Source organism: Paenibacillus sp. USHLN196 (assembly GCF_037144955.1).
In the GTDB taxonomy this organism is placed as follows: domain Bacteria; phylum Bacillota; class Bacilli; order Paenibacillales; family Paenibacillaceae; genus Paenibacillus; species Paenibacillus xylanexedens_C.
Map to the genome: position 1 here is coordinate 101135 of NZ_JBBCYH010000010.1, position 19919 is coordinate 121053.

Here is a 19919-nt window from a genome sequence, read left to right on the forward strand (position 1 = left end):
TAGTCGGCTGTCTTTTCGTTAAACGAATGGTCAGGATAGGATCATAGCCATTACGATAGGATTGAATGAAAGGAACTTAAGAATCGATTACTGAGGTAAATCCAAACGGTCGTTTTTTGTATTCTGAAAATAGACATAGATATAGCAAGCCAAATGCACGCAATTCACTAGTGACCATACCATAAGCCATATGATTGGAGATGACAGGGTAGTCCAGATGCCGAACCAAGGCAGCACACGTCCTCCGCCGATAAACGTAACCAAGGGGAACAGAGACAAGAGAATTAGAACCGGGATCAGTCTTCCGACCGTGATCAGAATCAATTTGCTGATCGTTAGGCGTTGGTTGTTCCGACGTATGCGGAAATAGGCGTAGATGCCCCATGCAAGCGTAGCGATGATCAGCGCAATCATGATTATTTCCATATTCCGACCGTTTACAAAAGAGGTTTGGGGTTCCTGCCCCCTCATAATATCCGCTATTCCATCAATAAATGCCGAGTAATTCACATAAGCGTTTATACCAGAATTAAACATTACGGCAATGCCCATTTGCTCGTTCAAATAAACGAGTTCTTCTGACTTGTAGGTCCAGAAAATGCCGCTGTGGGAGATCGTTCGGCCGCTAGGCGCATCTTGGTTTGCAAGCCAGCCCATGCCGTACGGACTGATATCTCCTGCTGCATGATATTGTTTCATCAGCACAGGGGAAACGAGGCGGCCGTGATATTGGGAAAGCATCCATAGGGACATGTCCTCTGCGGTTGAAACGATGCCGGCGGGGCCCTCAATGAACCAAAGCGGCTCGGATTGACCTATAGAGCGTCCCAAACTCAGGTAATGTCCTAGCGGGATAGTATTATTCTCATAGAATTGCTGCGTCGTGCTGACACTGAAGGTATGATTCATTCCTAGCGGTTCAAAAATATGTTCTTTCAGGTAATCCGAAAAGCGCTCTCCGCTAACGCTTTCCACGAGGTTCGCCAGCAGCACGTAATTGGGATTATGATAGCTGTAGGCTGTTCCGGGGATATGGGCAAGTTGAACCGTGTTTAATAATTGGTTCGCCTCAGCCAGCGATTGGAATTGCGGAGTCTTTGTCATATCGGGATTTATCTTGTCATTGAGACCGCTGGTCTGGTTCAGTAAATGACGTACCGTGATGTCAAGAACGCGGGCGTCCTGTGGAGAAAGCTCGGGAAAATAGGAAGCGTAAGTAGCATCCAAGTCGATCCGACTCTTGTCCACCAGCTGCAGAACGGCCAATGCAGTAAAGGACTTGCTTAGTGAAGCAATGGGAAAAGGGGTGTTACCCGTAACCTTCTGGCCATCCGCGAATGTCCCGTAGCCTTTTGCGTAAAAGACCTCATCGTTATTGGCAATCGCCAGTGAAGCAGCCTTAATGTGATTGGCCTTCATGCTACGATTCATATATTCGTCGATCTCCTGCAGAACTTCTGTCCTGTCTCTGGCTTCATTGGCGGATACGGGGGTTGCCCACACGGTACATAACAACAAACAGCTAATTGTGATATACATTCCTTTTTTCAGTTTTAGCATGATAACACTCCTTGAATTCAAGATAAGGAGATGGTATCAAATCATTTTCAACTATTTATCAACTTGGGTCCCAATACTTGCCGTCACGCTTCCGCCTCCGTTAGGTCCATTTGCAATCTGGAGACTCCCTTCATGTTTTTCGCAAAACACCTTGCAAACGTAAAGGCCCAGCCCGCGATGTTCGCTCGCATCCCACACTTCGCCTCGGTAAAAAGGGAGTATAGCCTTACTCAGGGCTTCGTCAGAGAAACCAGGACCGTCCTCTGAGACAGTAATCTTCATAATGCCGCTCTTAACGTCATAGTGGACGTTCACTTGACTGGCTGCGTATCTCGCCCCATTAGCCACCATATTCTCGAAAATCTGCATGACGAGATATGGATCTACATGTATTGAGGCATTATCATATGCCACGGAAGAGACGAAACGTATACCAAACTGTTTGGCGATTTGTTCAGCGCTGCCGTCCAGCAAGGCCGTCAATGATATCGTATCCATCGACTGGAAGTTCAACGGTACATCCTCCAGCCTTTGAATCGAGTTCATGGCCTCTGCATAGCTCTCCAGACGCAAGATGTGAAGGTTCATGGTATGGATCAGGTCCAGCACCTTTTCTTCCGACAACTTCTTCTCGGGAAGATAGGTGGAGAGAAGCTCGGCGTTTCCTTTTAACACGGACAGGGGTGTTCTCAGATCATGGGCAAAAATAGCATTGATCTGCTTGCGCTCTTCAACCGAACGCCAAAGTGTCTTAAGGTTTTTTTCCAATTGTGAGCGCATGTTTTCAAATAGCGAGATCAGCTCCCCCATCTCATCCTGGCTGTCATAGGAAATGCGGAAATCTAGATCGTTGGCTGAAATGTTCTCGGATGCTCGTTTTAATAGCTCCAGCGGACGTTTTAGCTTCCATCTATAAAACAGAACGGCCATGGTGACAATTCCAGTCGCTACGGTGAGCAGAACCGCCGTGACGAGGAAGGGCAGCACCCAATCCGTTTCTCCGAAACGTAGCCGCAGGTTCTCCGCCCAAGCAAACTCCATAGTTATAATGGCCAGCACGGCAATGAGTGTGACCACACACAACAGCATAAAAGAGTGCAGTAAGGACAATCGCTTTAAAAACAGGAGCCTAGTCATGAACTTGGCCATTTGTACCCTACTCCCCAAACGGTCTCGATTTGATTATCACAGCCGTATTCCTTTAATTTGTAGCGAATTCGCCGTATATGCTCTGCAATCACGTTACTGTCGCCTTGCTCGTCCATGCCCCAAATCTTTTCGTATATGCGTTCCTTTCCAAACACCATATCAGGATGCGTGGACAGCAATTCAACAATATCAAACTCTTTTTTGGGCAGTGAAATTCGCTTATCCAGGTAGTAGAGCTCCCTGGCCGTATAATCAATGACCAAATCATTGTTAAACCTTACCGAAGTTTTGGTTTGAATTCGTTGTTCCCTGCGTATATGTGCTTCGACCCTGGCGCCCAACTCGCGAATGCTGAAAGGTTTCAGGATATAGTCATCGCCTCCGGCACGAAATCCCGCTATTTTATCAGCATCTTCGATTCGAGCCGTTAAGAATAAGATCGGGCAAGAGACGTAGTCCCGAATTTTTTCACATAATTGAAGGCCGTTTTGTTCAGGCATGTTGATATCTAACAAAACGAGATCGGGTTGTTTTTCCACTTTCCGCAGCGCTTCCCGGCTGTCCTTGGCCGTCATCACGGAATAACCGTTAATTTCAAAATAATCAGTCAGTAGCTTTCGAAGATCTGCTTCATCATCCACGATCAATATTTTAGGCATCAAGTCTCAATCTCCTGTATTCAAGTATTTGAACTCAGCATAGCAAAAATGGATGAGGAATGTAATTTCCATATGATTTCGGTAACTGGAATAATGGAGAAAGTAACCTTTTTGCCACTCTGTTTCCGACTAAATATGACAACGTTGTAACCGGATGATCAGACAATATCTGATAAACTGATTAGTAGATTATGGAAGGTTACATATTGTCATTGATGTTACGCTGCAGAGAATCAGGTCGGATGTTCAAAAGACAAAAAGAATGGTGGATGAGGTATGAAAAAATGGTCGGCAGCAGTCGTTTTTCTTCTGTTCCTATGTTTATTCCCAGTCATGGCCCATGCAGACACCACTCCCTCGATTGTACTCGACGGTGTAACCATTAACCAGCAGACGGGTGCACCTGCAGAGAATATCGGGAAAACGGTCATGGTTCCAATTCGAATTGTATCCGAGAACTTGGGTTATAAGGTGAAATGGGAGAAGGAAACTCAGTCAGTCCAGGTTAAAAAAGGAAACAGCATGATCCAAATGACGGCTGGCAAAGATGCAGCTACAGTGAATGGAAACGTGGTGAACTTGGATTCGCCCCCAATGATCAAACAGGGAACTACGCTTGTTCCGTTACGCTTTGTTGGGGAAGGCATGGGACTGCGTGTTGGCTGGGACAATGGAACCAAGACAGTAAGCCTATTTAGTATTCCTCCCGTAGTTGAAACGGAAGGTGACAGTGACCCTGTCGAGGCACCTGTCCCGGATGGTTTGACAGAACTGCAAGGGATCAGCTTCAGCGGAGATCGCTTGATTGTAGCGACAAACGGTACTATTAGCCCGAAAGTTTCCAGTATTGGTGGGCCAGACCGTATTATTATTGATCTGCCTGCAGCGACATTTTCTCAGGAATTCATTCAGGGACAAGCCTCTAACCCGGATGGCAGTGGACAGATTCTCGTTACGGATTCATCAATAGTTTCCAAAGTACGGTATGCCATGTTCAGTAAATCGCCTTCTACCGTGCGTGTCGTTCTGGATCTGAATCAGACGGCTACAGCCAAATGGTCTGTTGCAGATAACAATGTATTGCTCGTTGACCTGACAGCCACGAGTGGAGAACCGACAAGCCAACCGGCAATACCTACAAATGATGGTAAAACGATTGTGGTTATTGATCCGGGACATGGTGGTCGTCAATCGGGTGCAGTGAGTTTGTCAGGAGCTTATGAGAAGGATTTCAATCTGGCTGTAGGGCTGAAGGTACAGGCAATCCTTCAAAAATATCAAAATATTCAAACGGTCATTACACGCCAGGATGATACAGAACTTTCGCTCAAACAGCGTGTGGATATTGCTGAATTGAATCAGGCAGATGTTTTTGTATCCATTCATGGAAACAAATTCACTACACCCGTACCAAACGGCATTGAAACACTCTACAGTCGTAAAGAAAGCAAAACCTTGGCTGACACTCTTCACAAATATGTGTTGCCGGTAACAGGACTCAAGGATCGTGGTGTCAAAACGGCTAGTCTGCATGTGACGCGTGAAACAACCATGCCTGCTGTGTTACTTGAACTTGGTTTTTTAAGTAACCCTACCGATGAAGCAGTTATGCTCACGGAAGAATACCAGGACAAATGTGCACAGGCGATTGTGGACGGAATTGTTGAATTTTTGGGACTGTAAATTGAATTGTGCGCAAATATGAAGGTTAGGGTAGTACGTTGTTTAGAGATGTATACTTGATAAATAAGGAAAAAAGAAGACATTAAAATGTAAAAAAAGCTTGATCTGACAACGTTTTTTTTCTGTTATGTTGGAATATATTCGCAACTTTTGAGAGCGAGGGGCGTCTAATAGGTGTCTGGTAATGCCCAAGCGGTCAGTCGGAGTTGGAAAATGACAACATGCGGCAAAAAAATATGAGAATGGTAGGGGTGAAGGATGAAGAAGTTCGGTTTTTTGGTACTGTTATTTGTCTTTGGGCTCGTTTTCCCGGGCTATAGTCATGCAGCAACAGACACGAAGATTATCCTAGACGGAAAAGAAATCGTACAGCCATCGGATACGAGGGCGGAAATTATCAACAGCAAGGTGATGGTTCCGATCCGGGTTGTGTCCGAAAATCTTGGGTATAACGTGGAATGGAAGCAGCAAACACAAACTGTGACTATCAGCAAAGACAACACTGCCATGCAGATGATTGTTGGACAGAAGACGGCAACGGTGAACGGCAGTAACGTAAACCTGGATGCCCCGCCACTCGTTAAAAATGGTACTACACTCGTGCCTCTCCGATTTATTGGTGAGGAAATGGGTCTTAAGGTGGGTTGGAACAATACCACGAAGACGGTAACATTAGTTACCCAGAATTCAGGTTCCGGAAACGGGACAACCACACCTCCGAACTCTGGCAATGAAGGCGGAGGATCGGATCAAGAAGGTCTTGTACTGGTGAACGGCATCAGCTTCAGCGACAACCGCTTCATGATTGCAACAAGCGGAAGTACGAAGCCGAACGTCTTCACGATGACAGGACCAGATCGAATCGTTATAGACTTGCCGAATACCGCATTTGCTGATTCGTTCAGTGAAGGACAGGCTCTAGACAGCAACCAGAATGGACAGCTCGTCGTTAGCGGCTACCCGGATGTGTCTAAGATTCGTTACTCGTTATACAGCAACAGCCCATCTACAATTCGTTTTGTGATCGATCTGTCCAGTTCAAAAGGGTACAGTGTGCAAAATGATTCCGGACTGATCATGATTAACCTCGACAATCAAAGTGGTACACCTGCTCCTCCAGTTGGTAATAATGGCAAAAAAGTTGTCGTTATTGATGCAGGTCACGGAGATCATGATCCTGGGGCAATCGGTGTAACTGGTAAACGCGAAAAAGACTTCAATCTGGCAATGGCTCTGAAAGTGGAAGCCTTGTTGAAAAAAGAATCCAAAATTGACGTTGTGTTAACGCGCAGCGATGATACATTTTTGGCATTAAAAGAACGTGTGAAGATTGCACAAGACATAAAAGCGGATATCTTTATCTCCATTCATGCTAACAGCGGCCCAGCTGCTGCGAACGGTGTAGAGACATTCTATACACGCTCCAACAGCAAAGCACTTGCTACTGTAATGCACAAGTATCTTTTGCAGTCTTCCGGACTGAAAGATCGTGGAGTGAAAACGGCAAGTCTCCATGTAACCCGTGAAACGACAATGCCAGCAGTTCTGCTGGAAGGTGGATTCCTTAGCAACAAGAATGACGAAGCAGCCCTGTTCACGGAGAGTTTCCAGAACAGCGTTGCCAAAGGGATTGTTGCAGGAATCAAGGAGTATCTGGGAATTAAATAAGGGACAAGCCCTTATGTTGAGGAGGCGGAGTTAGAATGAACAAGAAAATATGGATTGCAGCCTTGCTGGTAACGGTTATGGCAGTTGCTGCTGGATGTGGAAGCAAGCCAACAGCTGCTCCGAATCAGACGCAAGGCGCAGGAACCGAAACCGAAACCAATGTGACCGAGGTTGAAGGCGAAACAATCACCGAACCGGTAACTGCTGAACCTGAAGAGAACACAACACCTACAGAACCCACAGAAGGCAGCTCAGAGGAGACGACTACTCCGCCTAGCGGAACGTCCACGGAGACGCCAGCAACTTCCGAAGGCAATGAAAAGAAAACGATCACTGTATTCTATACGGATGAAGAAGAACTGGAGTTGCACAAAGCTTCGGCAGAGATTTCATATGCATCGGAGGATGCCAAGTATAAAGCTGCCTTTGAATCATTGCAACAGAGCAAAGACAATAAACTAGTTCCACTGTGGGCGAAAGAAATTGAATTGAAATCTGTGCAGTTCAAAGATGGAGCCCTTACGCTGGATATTCATATGCCAGATACGGCACGTCTGGGTGCAGGTGGAGAATCCTATGCACTGGATGCTCTGAAACAAACATTCTTCCAGTTTGATGAAGTTAAATCACTTGACTTACTGGTAGACGGTCAACAGTCCGAGAGTCTGATGGGCCATGTGGATCTTGAACATCCAATGACAAGACCCGAATAGGTTGTACAACATGCTGTCGTTCCGTGAATCTACGGAATATAGGTCGTTTTTTACATGAGAGAGGGGAATCATAGGTGACTTTTAAATATAACCATCCATCACACTCTAAAAAAGTAGTATCAGCCGTGCTTGCAGGCATGATGGCCCTTAGCGCCGGCGGAGCTGCCATGGCAGCAGAATCAACAGAAACGGGGCAGGGTCAGACTGCTGCAATAACGAATACGGCTGCACCAACTGGTTTGTTCAGTGACATCAAGGTCGGATACTGGGCTGAGAAACATGTGTACAAACTGGCATATCAAGGTATTCTTCTCGGTAATAACGGCCTGTTCCGTCCAGGAGACGCGGTAACACAGCAAGAAGCTGTAACGATGGCAATCCGTTTTATGAATCAAGAGGGCCAGTTGAATACCGACACGGCTGCGGCATTACCGACAAACATGGAAGTGGGAAATTATTTCAAGCCATATGTCGCGCTGGCACTTCAACTGGGACTGATTGACAAGACGGAAGAATCAACGGTGGATGTATCCAAGACATCCTGGGGTCAAAAACCGGCTTCACGGGAATGGATTACGAAATTGTTAATCCGTTCATTGGACAAGGATGCTGAAGCCAAGGCACAAAACAATCAAGCTACCGGATTTGCTGATAATGCAAGTATCTCCGAAAGTGGTAAAGGTTATGTCAATCTGGCTGTTAGCCTGGATCTGGCCAAAGGTGTGGAAGGCAACAAATTCAATCCAACTGGTTCCGTAACCCGTGCTCAACTCGCTACCTTCTTCAGTCGTGGCGAATCGTTAACGGATACAACGTATCCGAACACATCCACGGGTTATGTGACTGGATTGAAAGATGGGCAGATCACGCTGGTTGTGGACGGTAAAGCCGTTAACTTCGCAGTGAACAGCAGTACGCCTTACTTTACGAAAGACAGTGAAACCCGTGCTTCATCCACAGATGTGAAGCTATATACGAAAGTTATGGTTGTAGGTTCGGCAGGTGGGGCTTCTTATGTGGAAGTCGTTGATGCTACACCGCAGGTGGAAAGCGTTGAAGGTACTTTTGCGCGTTCATTGTCTGGTAACAAGATTGGTATCTTTGTGGGCGAAAATTACGAAACGTACAGTTATGATGAGGCAACTGCATTCATTGATCAGAATGGTAATGCAATCAAACTGTCCGATATTACAGCTGATAGCATCATTGAAATACAGCGTGAGACGTTCTCGGCTGACAAAAAAACAGTCGCTATTCGTGTGAAATCCGGCATTGTTAACAAGAGTGACAACGGTGTAATTGCTGAAGTATCCACTTCTGGCAAAACGATCAAACTTGTCAATGCAGCGGGTGCTACAGAGCAGTTTGCATACAATGACAATCTGCTTGTCACATATCAAAACCGTATCCTGTCAGTGGCTGATCTCAAAGCTGGAAGTGCCGTGAAATACACCGTAAAGGACAGTGTTTTGCAAACAATCGCATTGTCTCAAGGTGTGGAGCAATCGGTGCGCGGAACATTGGTTGAGATCGGTGGCAACCAATCCACGTTAACGTTCAAACGTGAAGGGGGTTCCCTTGAGGCGAAACTTCTGACTGAAAAGCCGGAAGTTATTATTAATGGTATTCAGGATGCGACGCTAAATGATCTAATCACAGATGCAACGAACGGAGATCAGGTGGAGTTGTCATTGAACTCTGACGATCAGGTAACGCGTATTCAGGTGATTGGACGTCAAATGGAACCTATGAACGGAGTAACGGTTGTATCTTACAACAGCAAAACAAAGGTACTTACCGTACTGGACAACAACAAAAAACCGTTTGTATTTACATTGGACGAAAAAACCAAACTGGACTACAATACGACCAAACCTACACTCGCTGGTCTGGAGTCGCTCTTAAATGATGGTCGCAAATTGGATCTGACATATGTCGGAACACGTGCGTTGTCCGTTAAAGTGATTTACAAGTACGAAGGTACGATCAGCAACATTGACACATCGGGCAAAAAAATAAGTTTGTTGTCTGGTAATCAGACGATTACAGTGCCTTATACTACCGCACCTACGGTTGAGATCTATAACAAATCGGGCGCAAGTCTGGGAGATTTGAAGATTGGTGACAAAGTTACCGTAACGCTTGGAGCGAATCAGGATGTGGTGCAGAAGGTTGCACTGAACACTGTGGCTCAATTCGAAGTCGTTGCCTTGGAAACGAATGGTCGTATTCGAGTGAAATCCGATTTGTTGACAAGTCAGTTCTACGTGGATCAAGCGGTATTGACAGGAGAGAGTGGTCAGACGATCACGCCTTCACAACTGACAGCAGGCAACCTGATTAATGTAACGTTTGAAGGAGCTACGCCAAAAGCGGTTCAAGTCGTCAAGCGCACGTTGGCTGAAGTTACAGCGGTGGATGCTTCATCCGTAACACTCAAGCAGTTTAACGGTCAGACTGAAATTGTGCCTGTTAGCGGTTCGGTTAAAGTCGTAAAATCCGGCTCAACCTTAACTTCACTGACGAGTCTTACGGTCGGAGATCGTGTCGAAATGACAAAAGATACGGATAATTCTACACGTTTCAGAGTGCTGACTGTCATGAGCAAACAATTCTGGTCTTATGATGGCGTTGGCAACCAGATTCTGGTTAAACGGGAAACGACAACAGACACAAACTATCGTTTTGCACTCGGATCAAGTGTATTTGTTCACCAGGGTGACAATACTTTAAGCGTGCAATCTCTCAGAGATAATGATAATATTGTATTGTATCTCCTGAACAATGTTATTCTGGAGATTCAAAAACAGTAATCGTTTCTTTTCGAGGATCAAAAGAATGACCGTCTTGATACGGGATCTTTCCCGCATCAAGACGTTTTTTTTGCAAGCTTTTTGGGGTCCCCGCAAAGCACTTGGATGAAGCTTCGAAGTAAGGCTCCGCAGAATGGAGTCATTTTGTGGGAGGTAGCTCTTCATGAATGCAGCGACGGTTAGACATATACTCGAAACTATGGAAGCAATGTTTCCTGATGCACATTGCGAATTAAATCACAGCAATGCATTTGAATTGACGGTAGCTGTCCTTTTGTCTGCACAGTGCACCGATGAAACGGTGAACAAGGTAACCGCAGATTTGTTCCAAAAATACAGAAGCCCAGCAGATTATCTGGCGGTTCCTCTCGAAGAGCTGGAACAGGATATTCGGCGAATTGGTTTGTATCGGAACAAGGCCAAGCATATTCAGAACATGTGCCGAATTTTAATAGAGCAGTATGGCGGCGATGTACCGCAGGAACATGATCAGCTTGTGACGCTACCAGGTGTCGGGCGGAAAACCGCGAATGTAGTTGTTTCCAACGCATTTGGAGTACCGGCAATTGCGGTAGATACTCATGTTGAACGAGTATCCAAGCGGCTGGCCCTTGCAGGTTGGGATGACTCCGTACTTGAAGTCGAGAAGAAACTAATGAAGCGCGTACCCCGGGATGAGTGGACTTTAACTCACCACCGGTTTATATTTTTTGGACGCTACCATTGCAAGGCACAGAACCCTGCGTGTCATATCTGTCCATTGCTGGACATATGCAGGGAAGGGAAAAAACGTATGAAAACGTCCCAAATCAGGAAAGATAAGGAACGTGTCACCACCCGAAAACGAAAAATAAATTAATGAGCAGAAAAGGATGAATAATCATGAAATGCATTTCCGTGTACACTGACAATTTTGAGGCCTTCTCCGATATCTTTGAACAAATCGTTGAACAGGAAATGGCTGAAAATGAAGAAAAAGAAGTAGAAGGTATCACAGTAAGCCACTCTGGCGACGTGCCTGAACATTATCTGGAGCGTATGTCCGTTAAACCAGAAGTTGTTGTTATGAGAGACAAAGGCAGAGACATTACAATTCTGCAACATGGACAAGTATTTGAAATCTTGCTGCCTTCCATGGAGAACGCAGTTTCCTAAGAAGTGATTACTCCAGTGGTCTTGTTGCGTTAATGCCATGTTAATCATCTTGGTTGAGGTGATTAACATGGCATTCAATGCAACAGACATTTGACTGATTGCTGAATATAGAACGTAATACAGATAAAACCGACTTGTTTCGGTTTTATTTTTTTAGTTTTTAGAATCTATACGCTTTAAGTGGAGCTGAAAAGATTCGTTGATCGCAAGAAAAGCACCCGCTAAACCACGAATGATTCATTATCGATAGTGCTTCGATCGGAAGCTTTTCTTATATTTACTGGGTAGTGTCATGTATATTCAATTCCAACCGTTCAAATTCAAACTTGATAATGTTAAAATAAATGTTGTAAAAGAGATAGACGTCGAAACGGATGTCAAATTAGAGGAGCCAGGGGGAAGGCCAGTCATGTCCAGAACAGATTACCCAAAAGAAATGGCCAAACCTCTGCTTCCGCTGCGTGAAGCGATGGAGCAGACAGGGGACCATACGGCTGTAAAGGCTTTAACGGATTTAATCAGCAAGGCGGAAATGAAACATCTGACGATTGCGTTCTGTGGTCACTTCTCTGCAGGCAAATCGAGTCTAATCAACAGTTTATGCGGTAAGCGGGTGCTGCCTTCAAGCCCCGTGCCAACAAGTGCGAATGTGGTATCCATACGTAATGGTAAACCGAGAGCGCTCATTTATACATCACCAAACGTAAGCGCTGACAATGGAGCAGGGACACTTGAAGTTTCTCCAGAGGAATTGGAGGCGTATTGCAAAAATGGTGGAGCTTATAGCTCGATTGAGGTATGGGATGATATCCCGCTGCTGAAAGATGATGCTGTTCTGCTGGATACACCAGGTGTGGATTCAACAGATCGGGGGCACAGTCTCGCGACTCATTCCGCGCTCCATCTGGCTGATGTGGTGTTCTATGTCATGGACTATAATCATGTTCAGTCCGAGACAAACCTTTCATTTGCCAAGAGTCTGTCAGATTGGGGCAAACCGCTGTTTCTAATCGTGAACCAGATCGACAAGCATCGGGAACGGGAGCTTTCTTTTGAGCAATACACAGAAGGTGTGGAAGCTATATTTGCGGCTTGGGAAGTCAGATATGACGGACTGTTGTTTACTTCCCTCCGCGACAAGGAGCATCGCTACAACCAGTGGGATGTGCTTCCGGAACTCATTGGACACATGATGCAAGAGAAGGAAGCGTTAATTAAGCACAGTTTGGTAAGTTCGGCCAATCATGTAACGGAGCAACACCTGACGAGACAAGCGGAGAAACGCGAGGATGAAGAGAGTTCCCTCCTGGATGAGATCGGTGGCAAGGAAGGAATTGAACGCTTGGAACGCGAGTTGGAGCTTCTCGATCAACAAGCAGCAGATATTCGTACCGGGCCTTCGCGAGTGCGTGAGAAGTTCAGGGCAGAGCTGGAACCCCTTCTTGCGAACGCGAATCTGACTCCTGCCGATATTCGTACGTCGGCTGCTGCCTATTTGGAGAGCCGTAAACCGGGCTTCAGGGTAGGCTTATTGTTCTCAAACGGTAAAACCGAGCAGGAGAAACAACGCCGTGCTTCTGAGCTGGTACGGCTATTACAGGATCAGGCTTCCGGACAAGTGGAAGTACATATTCGTACGATGCTTAGGCAGCTGGGTGAATCCCAGCAGTTATGGGGAACGGAGTGGGAGCAGGCGCTCAATACGGAGCTGCCTGCTGTAGATGAAGCACTATTGGAGATGAAACGCAGTGCCAGTGCGGAAGTCTCTCCAGAGTATGTGATTCAATTCAGCAAAGATCTGCGGGGCGAGATCGAGGCCCGCTATCGCAAGTCGGCCATGATGCTGGCCGACCGCATGCTGGAGGTGCTGGCTGCGCAAGGCGAAGCCGCGCTCCAGGCGCTGGACGCCAGCCGCGCAGCGCTGCTGGCGCAATCCGCGGCGGCGGCGCGCTACACGGCGCTCCAGCGCAGCGCCGCCGCAGAGGCAGCAGGGCTGCGCAGCCTGCTGCCTGATGCGGGCCCCCTCCCCTCCGGGCTATTGCCGGAGGTGAAGGGCCCGCACGTGCCCGCGGTGCCTGGACCGGGCGAAGCTCCCGGTCCGCATGCGGGCACATCAGCGTCTGTGGCTGCGCAGCCACAGACGCAAGAGGCACCGCCGCAGCAGCGCACAGCTGCAGCGGGAGTGCCTGGGCCATCGTCGGCGGCTGGTGCTGAACGCCGCCGACGCCTGGACGCAGCAGCGGCACGGCTCGAAGCCGCTGCTGCGCTGGTAGAGCCGTACCCCGCCATGGGGTCGGCGGTACGGGATCTGCGTGCACGCGCGGCTTCGCTTGCGGGCGGCACGTTCACTCTGGCGCTGTTCGGAGCATTCAGCGCCGGCAAATCCTCCTTCGCCAACGCGTTGCTGGGCGAAGCCGTACTACCCGTCTCGCCGCATCCAACGACAGCGGCGATTAACCGGATTATGGCTCCAGCCGGGGGCGCGGAGCATGGAACAGCCCGGGTCCGCATGAAGACCCGGGACGCCTTCCAGGAAGATCTCGGCTATTCCTTCCGATTGCTCGGACTGGGTGAGCCTGGAACCGAGTGGCAGAAGCGAGTACGTTCCCTATCGCCACAGGATGTTCATCCCGCGGGGCGCCCGCATTACAGCTTTTTGCAGGCAGCAGCATCCGGCTGGGAAGAGACAGCGGACCAATTAGGTCAGGATGTGTTGGTGGATCTGGAGGGTTACCGTAATTTTGTCGCAAACGAGAAGAAGTCCTGTTTTGTAGACAGTATCGATCTGTATTACAGTTGCGATGTAACTGAACAAGGAATTGTGTTGGTGGACACGCCAGGCGCAGACTCCGTGAATGCTCGTCATACGGGTGTGACCTTCAATTATATGAAGAATGCGGATGCACTCATTTTCGTAACGTATTACAATCATGCTTTCTCACAAGGAGATCGCCAGTTCCTGAACCAGCTGGGACGTGTCAAAGACAGTTCTGCCATGGATCAGATGTTCTTTGTCGTGAATGCCAGTGACTTGTCTTCCTCCGAGGAAGAACTGGAGCAGGTTCTCGATCATGTGAGCACCCAACTACGCAGTAATGGAATTCGGGCACCACGACTCTTCCCGGTGTCCAGTATACTGGCGATGGAAGGCAAGATCGCCGGCGATTCGAAGCTGCTTGAGCAATCCGGTTTTATCCGTTTTGAGGAAGAGTTCAATCAATTTGCAGGCAGAGAATTAGCCGATCTGGCAGTCGGTGGTGCTTCCGAAGAGATGGCACGTGTCATTCAGCGGCTGAAGAAGCGTGCAGAGGATGCGGCTCAGGGCGAAGAAGTATTGCAGCAGCGGCGGGATGAACTAGGGGCTATTCAGGGACAGTCACGTCAGCGCATACAGCGACTTTCAGAGCGATCCATGAAGGAAGAGTTGTCACAGGAAACAGCAGAATTGCTCTTCCATGTGCGGCAGCGACTCGCCTATCGCCTTGGTCTATTCATGGCAGAGGCATTCCATCCATCCGTACTTCGGGAGGATCGGGGCAATCTGAAGGCGGCTTTTGCAGCCTGTGGACGTGAACTGTTACGCATGATTGCGATTGAACTGGAGCAGGAACTGCTCGCCACAACCCTCAGACTCGAACAGGCAGGTCAGACCTGGCTGATGAAGCAAGTTACGGAATGTATAGACGAGGTGAGACAGTTATCTGGGGGCATGGATGTATCTTTGCCACTAAACGAACGTTGGAGTACACCTGTGCTCGAAGAAGTCCGTTTGGAAGAACCGTCGGGTTGGAAGAACTATTTGAATTATTTCCGTAATCCGAAGCAGTTCTTCGAAGGGGATGGACGTCAGCGGCTACAAGAGGCACTGGATCCTGTCCTCAAACAGATGATCATTGAAGTTCTTCCTGCTGCGCAAGACAAGCTGATTCAGTTTTATGACAACCAGCTTCGTCAATCCTTGCAGCACCAATCCGGTCAGTTGGAAGAACGTCTGCACGAGGCAGTGAGCGGAATTCAAGATACGCTGGAGAGCGGAATTCCGGCCGAGCAATGGTCGAGCTTGTCTGTACAACTGGAACAGATTGAACGCAGTTAAAATCGCAGCTTAGTGCGTATTCTCTGGAAGTCTTTGTAAAACAAAATGATGGATACAGCAACACATTGAAAATGTTGCGTAAACCAACTCAAAAAGGCTCCTGCCGAAAAGGCATATAGGGAGCCTTTTTTTGATACGAACAACCTGAAATAAAGAGAATATTCAAACATTTGATTGAAAGGTGGGCATTTACCTTCGTTAATGCGTCAATAAGCTGAAAGCAGGCAGAATATGGTCAGTTATTCGCTTTGCCGCGAATGGGGTACGGTGATAAACTTCATAAATGTTCATAGTATTTTTGAACGACATAAGAGGAGGAGAAACATGGATGTTCTTAGGCAACTGCAAACCTTTTTTTGGGAAAAGCGAACGTATTTATTTGTATCAATCTTGTTCCTCGCCTTAGCGACCGCGCTTGGGTTGGTGTATCCGTACATGCTGAGGATACTGATTGATGATATTATTGTTCCGCGCACTTTTGAAGACGTTCCCATAATTGCCTTGACTGTGTTAGGTGTAGTTATTTTGAAAGCGGGAATGCAGTTTTTACATGGCTTTTTTGGAGGACGCTTGGGTAACTTCCTGGCGTACAGACTTCGTAACGCATGTTACGAAAAGCTTCAATTTTTATCCTTCCGTTATTATGATACGGCCAAGACAGGTGATCTGATGTCCCGCCTCACGGGAGATTTGGAAGCCATCCGTAACTTTATCGGATTTGGTTTCGCCCAGATTCTTAACATGGTTTTGATGGTCGTATTCGGCGCAATCATGATGATGACCATGAGTTGGCAGCTTACACTGTTCACGCTCATATGCATCCCATTACTTGCCTTCGTTGCGCTGAGATTCGAATCCAAAATTCACCCTGCATTTCAGGAGATGCGGCTGGCGCTCAGTTCACTGACGACAGCGGTACAGGAGAATATCACTGGAGTACGTACGGTAAAATCCTTTGCACGTGAGCCTTATGAAGTGGAGAAATTCTCCACACGCAATGAGCGTTACAAGACGAATCAGATTCATGCCGCAACATTGTGGAGTCGCTATTTTCCAATCATGGAGATTCTTGCTTCGGTGAGTATCGTTCTGTTGCTGATAATCGGTGGAAGAATGGTTATACAGAAGACGCTGACACTCGGTGAACTCGTTGCCTTTTTCAGTTTGATCTGGTACATAATCGGTCCAATGTGGAACCTTGGGTTCCATATCAACAACTATACGCAATCCAAAGCTTCAGGTGAACGGGTGCTCGAACTGCTCAATACACCAGTGGATGTGGAAGAAACGCAAGATCCGGTCATTGTGGAGGCAGATCAGGTCAACGGCCATGTAACGTTTGAATCCGTTACCTTTGCCTACGGCAATAAAATGCCAGCGGTAACCGATATTAATTTTGATGCTGCACCCGGTTCTGTAATCGGTTTCCTCGGGGGAACAGGGTCAGGTAAATCGACCATTATTCAGCTCCTGATGCGTGCCTATAACGTGAACTCGGGAACGATCAAGCTGGATGGCAAAAACATCAAAGATATAGGTATCCGTAGTTTGCGGAGTCAGATCGCTTCTGTTTTCCAGGAAACATTCCTGTTCTCATCCAGCATTCGCAATAACATATCATACGGACTTAAGAACGTCACCATGGATGAAATTATCCGTGCAGCCAAGCTGGCCAAGGCACATGAATTCATTATGGAGTTCCCGGACGGATATGACACGGTGGTTGGTGAACGTGGTATGGGATTATCTGGAGGACAGAAACAGCGGATTGCGATCGCAAGAGCTTTGCTGAAAAATCCAAAAATTCTGGTACTTGATGATGCAACCAGCGCCGTGGACATGGAGACGGAACACGAGATTCAGTCCGGTTTCCAGGAAGTCATGCGCGGCAGAACGACATTTATTATTGCACACCGGATATCTTCACTACGACATGCAGATGAGATTCTGGTACTCGATGAGGGTCGCGTGGTACAACGTGGCAAACATACCGAACTTATTGAGGTGCCTGGACCATATCAGGATGTTTATAAAATTCAATATGCAGATTATATTGCCCGCGGTAAGCGGGAGGCTGGGGAGCAGGTGAATTCATGAGTGCCGAAACGATAGCAGACAGGCGCGAGGCAAAAGTGGCCTCTGAGAAGAAACTGAATGAACGATTTGTTTATCAGGACGATGAAATTATTGAAAAGCCGTTTAACTGGAAAGAATTCGGACGTTTATTTGCATACATGAAACCTTATGCGAAACAACTGTTACCACTCGTTATTCTAATGATGATTTTGGGTACCATTACGAAATTGTCCGTACCGTTTCTGATCAGTCTGGCGATTGACCGGGCCATCGCACCGGCAACGGGGTTACCGAGTATGACCATGCTTTATCTTATAGCGGGCTCCATATTCGTGTTGTATCTGATTCAATGGGCTGCCAATACGTACCGGATCAAACTGACGAACATTATTGGACAGCGCGTTATCTACGATCTTCGCTCGGATCTGTTCAAGCATATCCAGAAGCTGTCCTTTAACTTTTTTGACAAAAGACCGGCAGGTTCCGTACTGGTGCGTGTTACGAATGACATTAACTCCCTTCAGGATCTGTTCACCAACGGTGCAGTTAACGTCATGATCGACTGCGTGCAGCTGCTCGGGATCATTGTGATCTTGCTGTTGATTAACTGGAAACTGGGTCTTGCCGTGATCATTACGGTGCCGATCATGTTTATCATCTCGACCAAACTGCGGGTCCTGATCCGTCGTGCCTGGCAGGATGTACGGATGAAGAACTCTCGTATTAACTCCCACTTGAATGAATCCATTCAGGGGATTCGAGTGACTCAGGCTTATACACAGGAAAAAGAGAACATGAAGTATTTTGACAACATGAACCTGTCCAGCAAAAAGTCATGGGATAGAGCATCAGCGATGAACCAAGGCTTCGGACCACTGATTGAGATTACAGGTGGTTTCGGTACATTGATTCTCTTCTGGTTTGGTGCTTACCTGATTCAGGAAGGTCAGTTGACCGTGGGATTACTTGTTGCCTTTGCCAACTATGTCGGCAACTTCTGGGACCCAATCAACCGTCTGGGACAGATGTACAATCAGTTGCTGGTTGCAATGGCGTCATCAGAGCGCATCTTCGAATTCATGGATGAAAAGCCAAGTATCGCAGATAAACCAGGTGCCAAGCCGCTTCCTTCTATTAAAGGAGATATCGCATTCGAAAATGTTGTGTTCGAATACGAGAAGGGTAGACAGGCGCTGAAAGGAATCAGCTTCTCTGCGGCTGCGGGACAATCGATTGCACTTGTTGGTCATACGGGCTCAGGTAAAAGTACGATCATCAATCTAATCAGCCGTTTCTATGATATATCCGGTGGACGTCTCACCATTGACGGACAGGATGTGCGGGATGTAACGGTAGAGAGTTTACGCAGCCAGATCAGCATTGTATTGCAGGATACCTTCATCTTCTCGGGGACCATCCGTGACAATATTCGATTTGGACGACTGGATGCAACGAATGAAGAGGTGGAGGACGCGGCAAAAGCAGTCAATGCACATGAGTTCATCATGAAGCTGCCTGGTGGATACGATACTGAAGTAGAAGAACGCGGAAACGTATTATCCATGGGACAACGGCAATTATTATCCTTTGCACGTGCGCTTCTTGCCGATCCACGCATACTGATCCTGGATGAAGCTACAGCCAGCATCGACACCGAAACAGAGCTTAAAATCCAGGAAGCGTTGAAGGTGCTGTTGCAGGGAAGAACGTCCTTTATGGTCGCTCACCGTCTATCGACAATCCGGAACGCAGATAACATTATCGTCCTGGATCATGGAGAAATTAAAGAAGAGGGTAACCATGAGCAACTGATCCAGAAACAAGGTGTTTATAATGGATTAATAGAGGCTCAATACAGATTTTTGTGATGATATCCTTGGACGCCTGTGAAGCGTCTGAACACCTATGAACTTGTAACACTCTGGCGTTCTTTCGCCTGATCCTTCAATAATAAGTGCATCTTATTCATTGAAGACAGGTGAGAGGATAGCCGGAGTGGTTTGTGAGGAACACCTCTTTGAAACCATATGTTATTATTTGTAACCAGTGGTCAAGGGTGAATAAAGATTACATGAAACCTTCAGAGAAGAAACGAAAAATCCCAAGGGTTTAAACTTGGGATTTTTTTGTGTATTTCGATTCGCTGGAGTATTAAAATCTGTTCTTTTAACATTTCCTTAATTATGGGAGGAATGGAAGGAGTATCGAATCTGTAAGCGGTAATTGTAAAATTTGATCGAAAAAACACAAAAAATCTTGTAAAATTCACAAGAAAAATAGGGGACACTCTTGCAATCTTTAACCAAAACCCCGAAAATAGAGAGACAGATATAGAAGATTTCTCTTT

General features: G+C 47.0%; 12 protein-coding genes. 9 read left to right on the forward strand and 3 right to left on the reverse strand.

The window, feature by feature from the left end; genetic code table 11:
- Nucleotides 1–87 precede the first annotated feature (87 nt).
- From WFI24_RS22730 to WFI24_RS22740, 3 genes are read right to left on the reverse strand one after another with little or no spacing between them, the layout of a single operon-like run.
- Nucleotides 88–1560, reverse strand: coding sequence for a serine hydrolase domain-containing protein (locus WFI24_RS22730; RefSeq protein ID WP_336764437.1), 1473 nt, complete (start codon nt 1558–1560; stop codon nt 88–90).
- Between the two features lie 51 nt (nt 1561–1611).
- Nucleotides 1612–2697 carry a HAMP domain-containing sensor histidine kinase gene (locus tag WFI24_RS22735; protein ID WP_336764438.1) on the reverse strand — a complete coding sequence of 362 codons (1086 nt, stop codon included), beginning with the start codon at nt 2695–2697 and terminating at the stop codon, nt 1612–1614.
- A complete protein-coding gene (locus WFI24_RS22740; RefSeq protein WP_336764440.1) occupies nt 2694–3368 on the reverse strand; it encodes a response regulator transcription factor in 675 nt (224 codons plus the stop codon). The genes WFI24_RS22735 and WFI24_RS22740 overlap by 4 nt, the downstream gene beginning before the upstream one ends.
- Nucleotides 3369–3644: 276 nt before the next feature.
- Here WFI24_RS22740 and WFI24_RS22745 point away from each other — a divergent pair, with 276 nt between their 5' ends.
- The 9 genes from WFI24_RS22745 to WFI24_RS22785 all read left to right on the forward strand — a co-directional run bounded on the left by WFI24_RS22745 (nt 3645) and on the right by WFI24_RS22785 (nt 19440).
- Nucleotides 3645–5051, forward strand: coding sequence for an N-acetylmuramoyl-L-alanine amidase family protein (locus WFI24_RS22745; protein WP_336764441.1), 1407 nt, complete (start codon nt 3645–3647; stop codon nt 5049–5051).
- A gap of 258 nt (nt 5052–5309) precedes the next feature.
- The gene (locus tag WFI24_RS22750; protein ID WP_336764442.1) at nt 5310–6719 is read left to right on the forward strand and encodes an N-acetylmuramoyl-L-alanine amidase family protein; all 1410 of its coding nucleotides are present in this window, start codon (nt 5310–5312) and stop codon (nt 6717–6719) included.
- Nucleotides 6720–6754: 35 nt separating this feature from the next.
- A complete protein-coding gene (locus WFI24_RS22755) occupies nt 6755–7432 on the forward strand; it encodes a GerMN domain-containing protein (protein WP_336764443.1) in 678 nt (225 codons plus the stop codon).
- Between the two features lie 74 nt (nt 7433–7506).
- The gene (locus WFI24_RS22760; protein WP_336764444.1) at nt 7507–10245 is read left to right on the forward strand and encodes an S-layer homology domain-containing protein; all 2739 of its coding nucleotides are present in this window, start codon (nt 7507–7509) and stop codon (nt 10243–10245) included.
- 163 nt (nt 10246–10408) lie between these two features.
- Nucleotides 10409–11104 (forward strand): endonuclease III, encoded by a 696-nt coding sequence (gene nth / locus WFI24_RS22765; RefSeq protein WP_036607558.1) that lies wholly within the window; start codon nt 10409–10411, stop codon nt 11102–11104.
- A gap of 23 nt (nt 11105–11127) precedes the next feature.
- Complete coding sequence (locus tag WFI24_RS22770; RefSeq protein ID WP_017687779.1) at nt 11128–11400, forward strand: hypothetical protein; 273 nt, start codon at nt 11128–11130, stop codon at nt 11398–11400.
- A gap of 409 nt (nt 11401–11809) precedes the next feature.
- Complete coding sequence (locus WFI24_RS22775) at nt 11810–15496, forward strand: dynamin family protein (protein ID WP_336764446.1); 3687 nt, start codon at nt 11810–11812, stop codon at nt 15494–15496.
- A gap of 324 nt (nt 15497–15820) precedes the next feature.
- Nucleotides 15821–17593, forward strand: a complete 1773-nt coding sequence (locus tag WFI24_RS22780) for an ABC transporter ATP-binding protein (protein ID WP_145322364.1) — start codon at nt 15821–15823, stop codon at nt 17591–17593.
- Entirely contained in the window at nt 17590–19440 is a 1851-nt protein-coding gene (locus tag WFI24_RS22785) for an ABC transporter ATP-binding protein (protein ID WP_036613270.1), read from the forward strand. Before WFI24_RS22780 ends, WFI24_RS22785 begins: the two co-directional genes overlap by 4 nt.
- Nucleotides 19441–19919 lie beyond the last annotated feature (479 nt).

Coding starts and splice junctions, on each gene's coding strand:
- WFI24_RS22755 (WP_336764443.1), top strand. CDS start 6,755: ATGAACAAGAAAATATGGATTGCAGCCTTGCTGGTAACGGTTATGGCA.
- WFI24_RS22785 (WP_036613270.1), top strand. CDS start 17,590: ATGAGTGCCGAAACGATAGCAGACAGGCGCGAGGCAAAAGTGGCCTCT.
- nth (WP_036607558.1), top strand. CDS start 10,409: ATGAATGCAGCGACGGTTAGACATATACTCGAAACTATGGAAGCAATG.
- WFI24_RS22745 (WP_336764441.1), top strand. CDS start 3,645: ATGAAAAAATGGTCGGCAGCAGTCGTTTTTCTTCTGTTCCTATGTTTA.
- WFI24_RS22730 (WP_336764437.1), bottom strand. CDS start 1,560: ATGCTAAAACTGAAAAAAGGAATGTATATCACAATTAGCTGTTTGTTG.
- WFI24_RS22735 (WP_336764438.1), bottom strand. CDS start 2,697: ATGACTAGGCTCCTGTTTTTAAAGCGATTGTCCTTACTGCACTCTTTT.
- WFI24_RS22780 (WP_145322364.1), top strand. CDS start 15,821: ATGGATGTTCTTAGGCAACTGCAAACCTTTTTTTGGGAAAAGCGAACG.
- WFI24_RS22775 (WP_336764446.1), top strand. CDS start 11,810: ATGTCCAGAACAGATTACCCAAAAGAAATGGCCAAACCTCTGCTTCCG.
- WFI24_RS22750 (WP_336764442.1), top strand. CDS start 5,310: ATGAAGAAGTTCGGTTTTTTGGTACTGTTATTTGTCTTTGGGCTCGTT.
- WFI24_RS22740 (WP_336764440.1), bottom strand. CDS start 3,368: ATGCCTAAAATATTGATCGTGGATGATGAAGCAGATCTTCGAAAGCTA.
- WFI24_RS22770 (WP_017687779.1), top strand. CDS start 11,128: ATGAAATGCATTTCCGTGTACACTGACAATTTTGAGGCCTTCTCCGAT.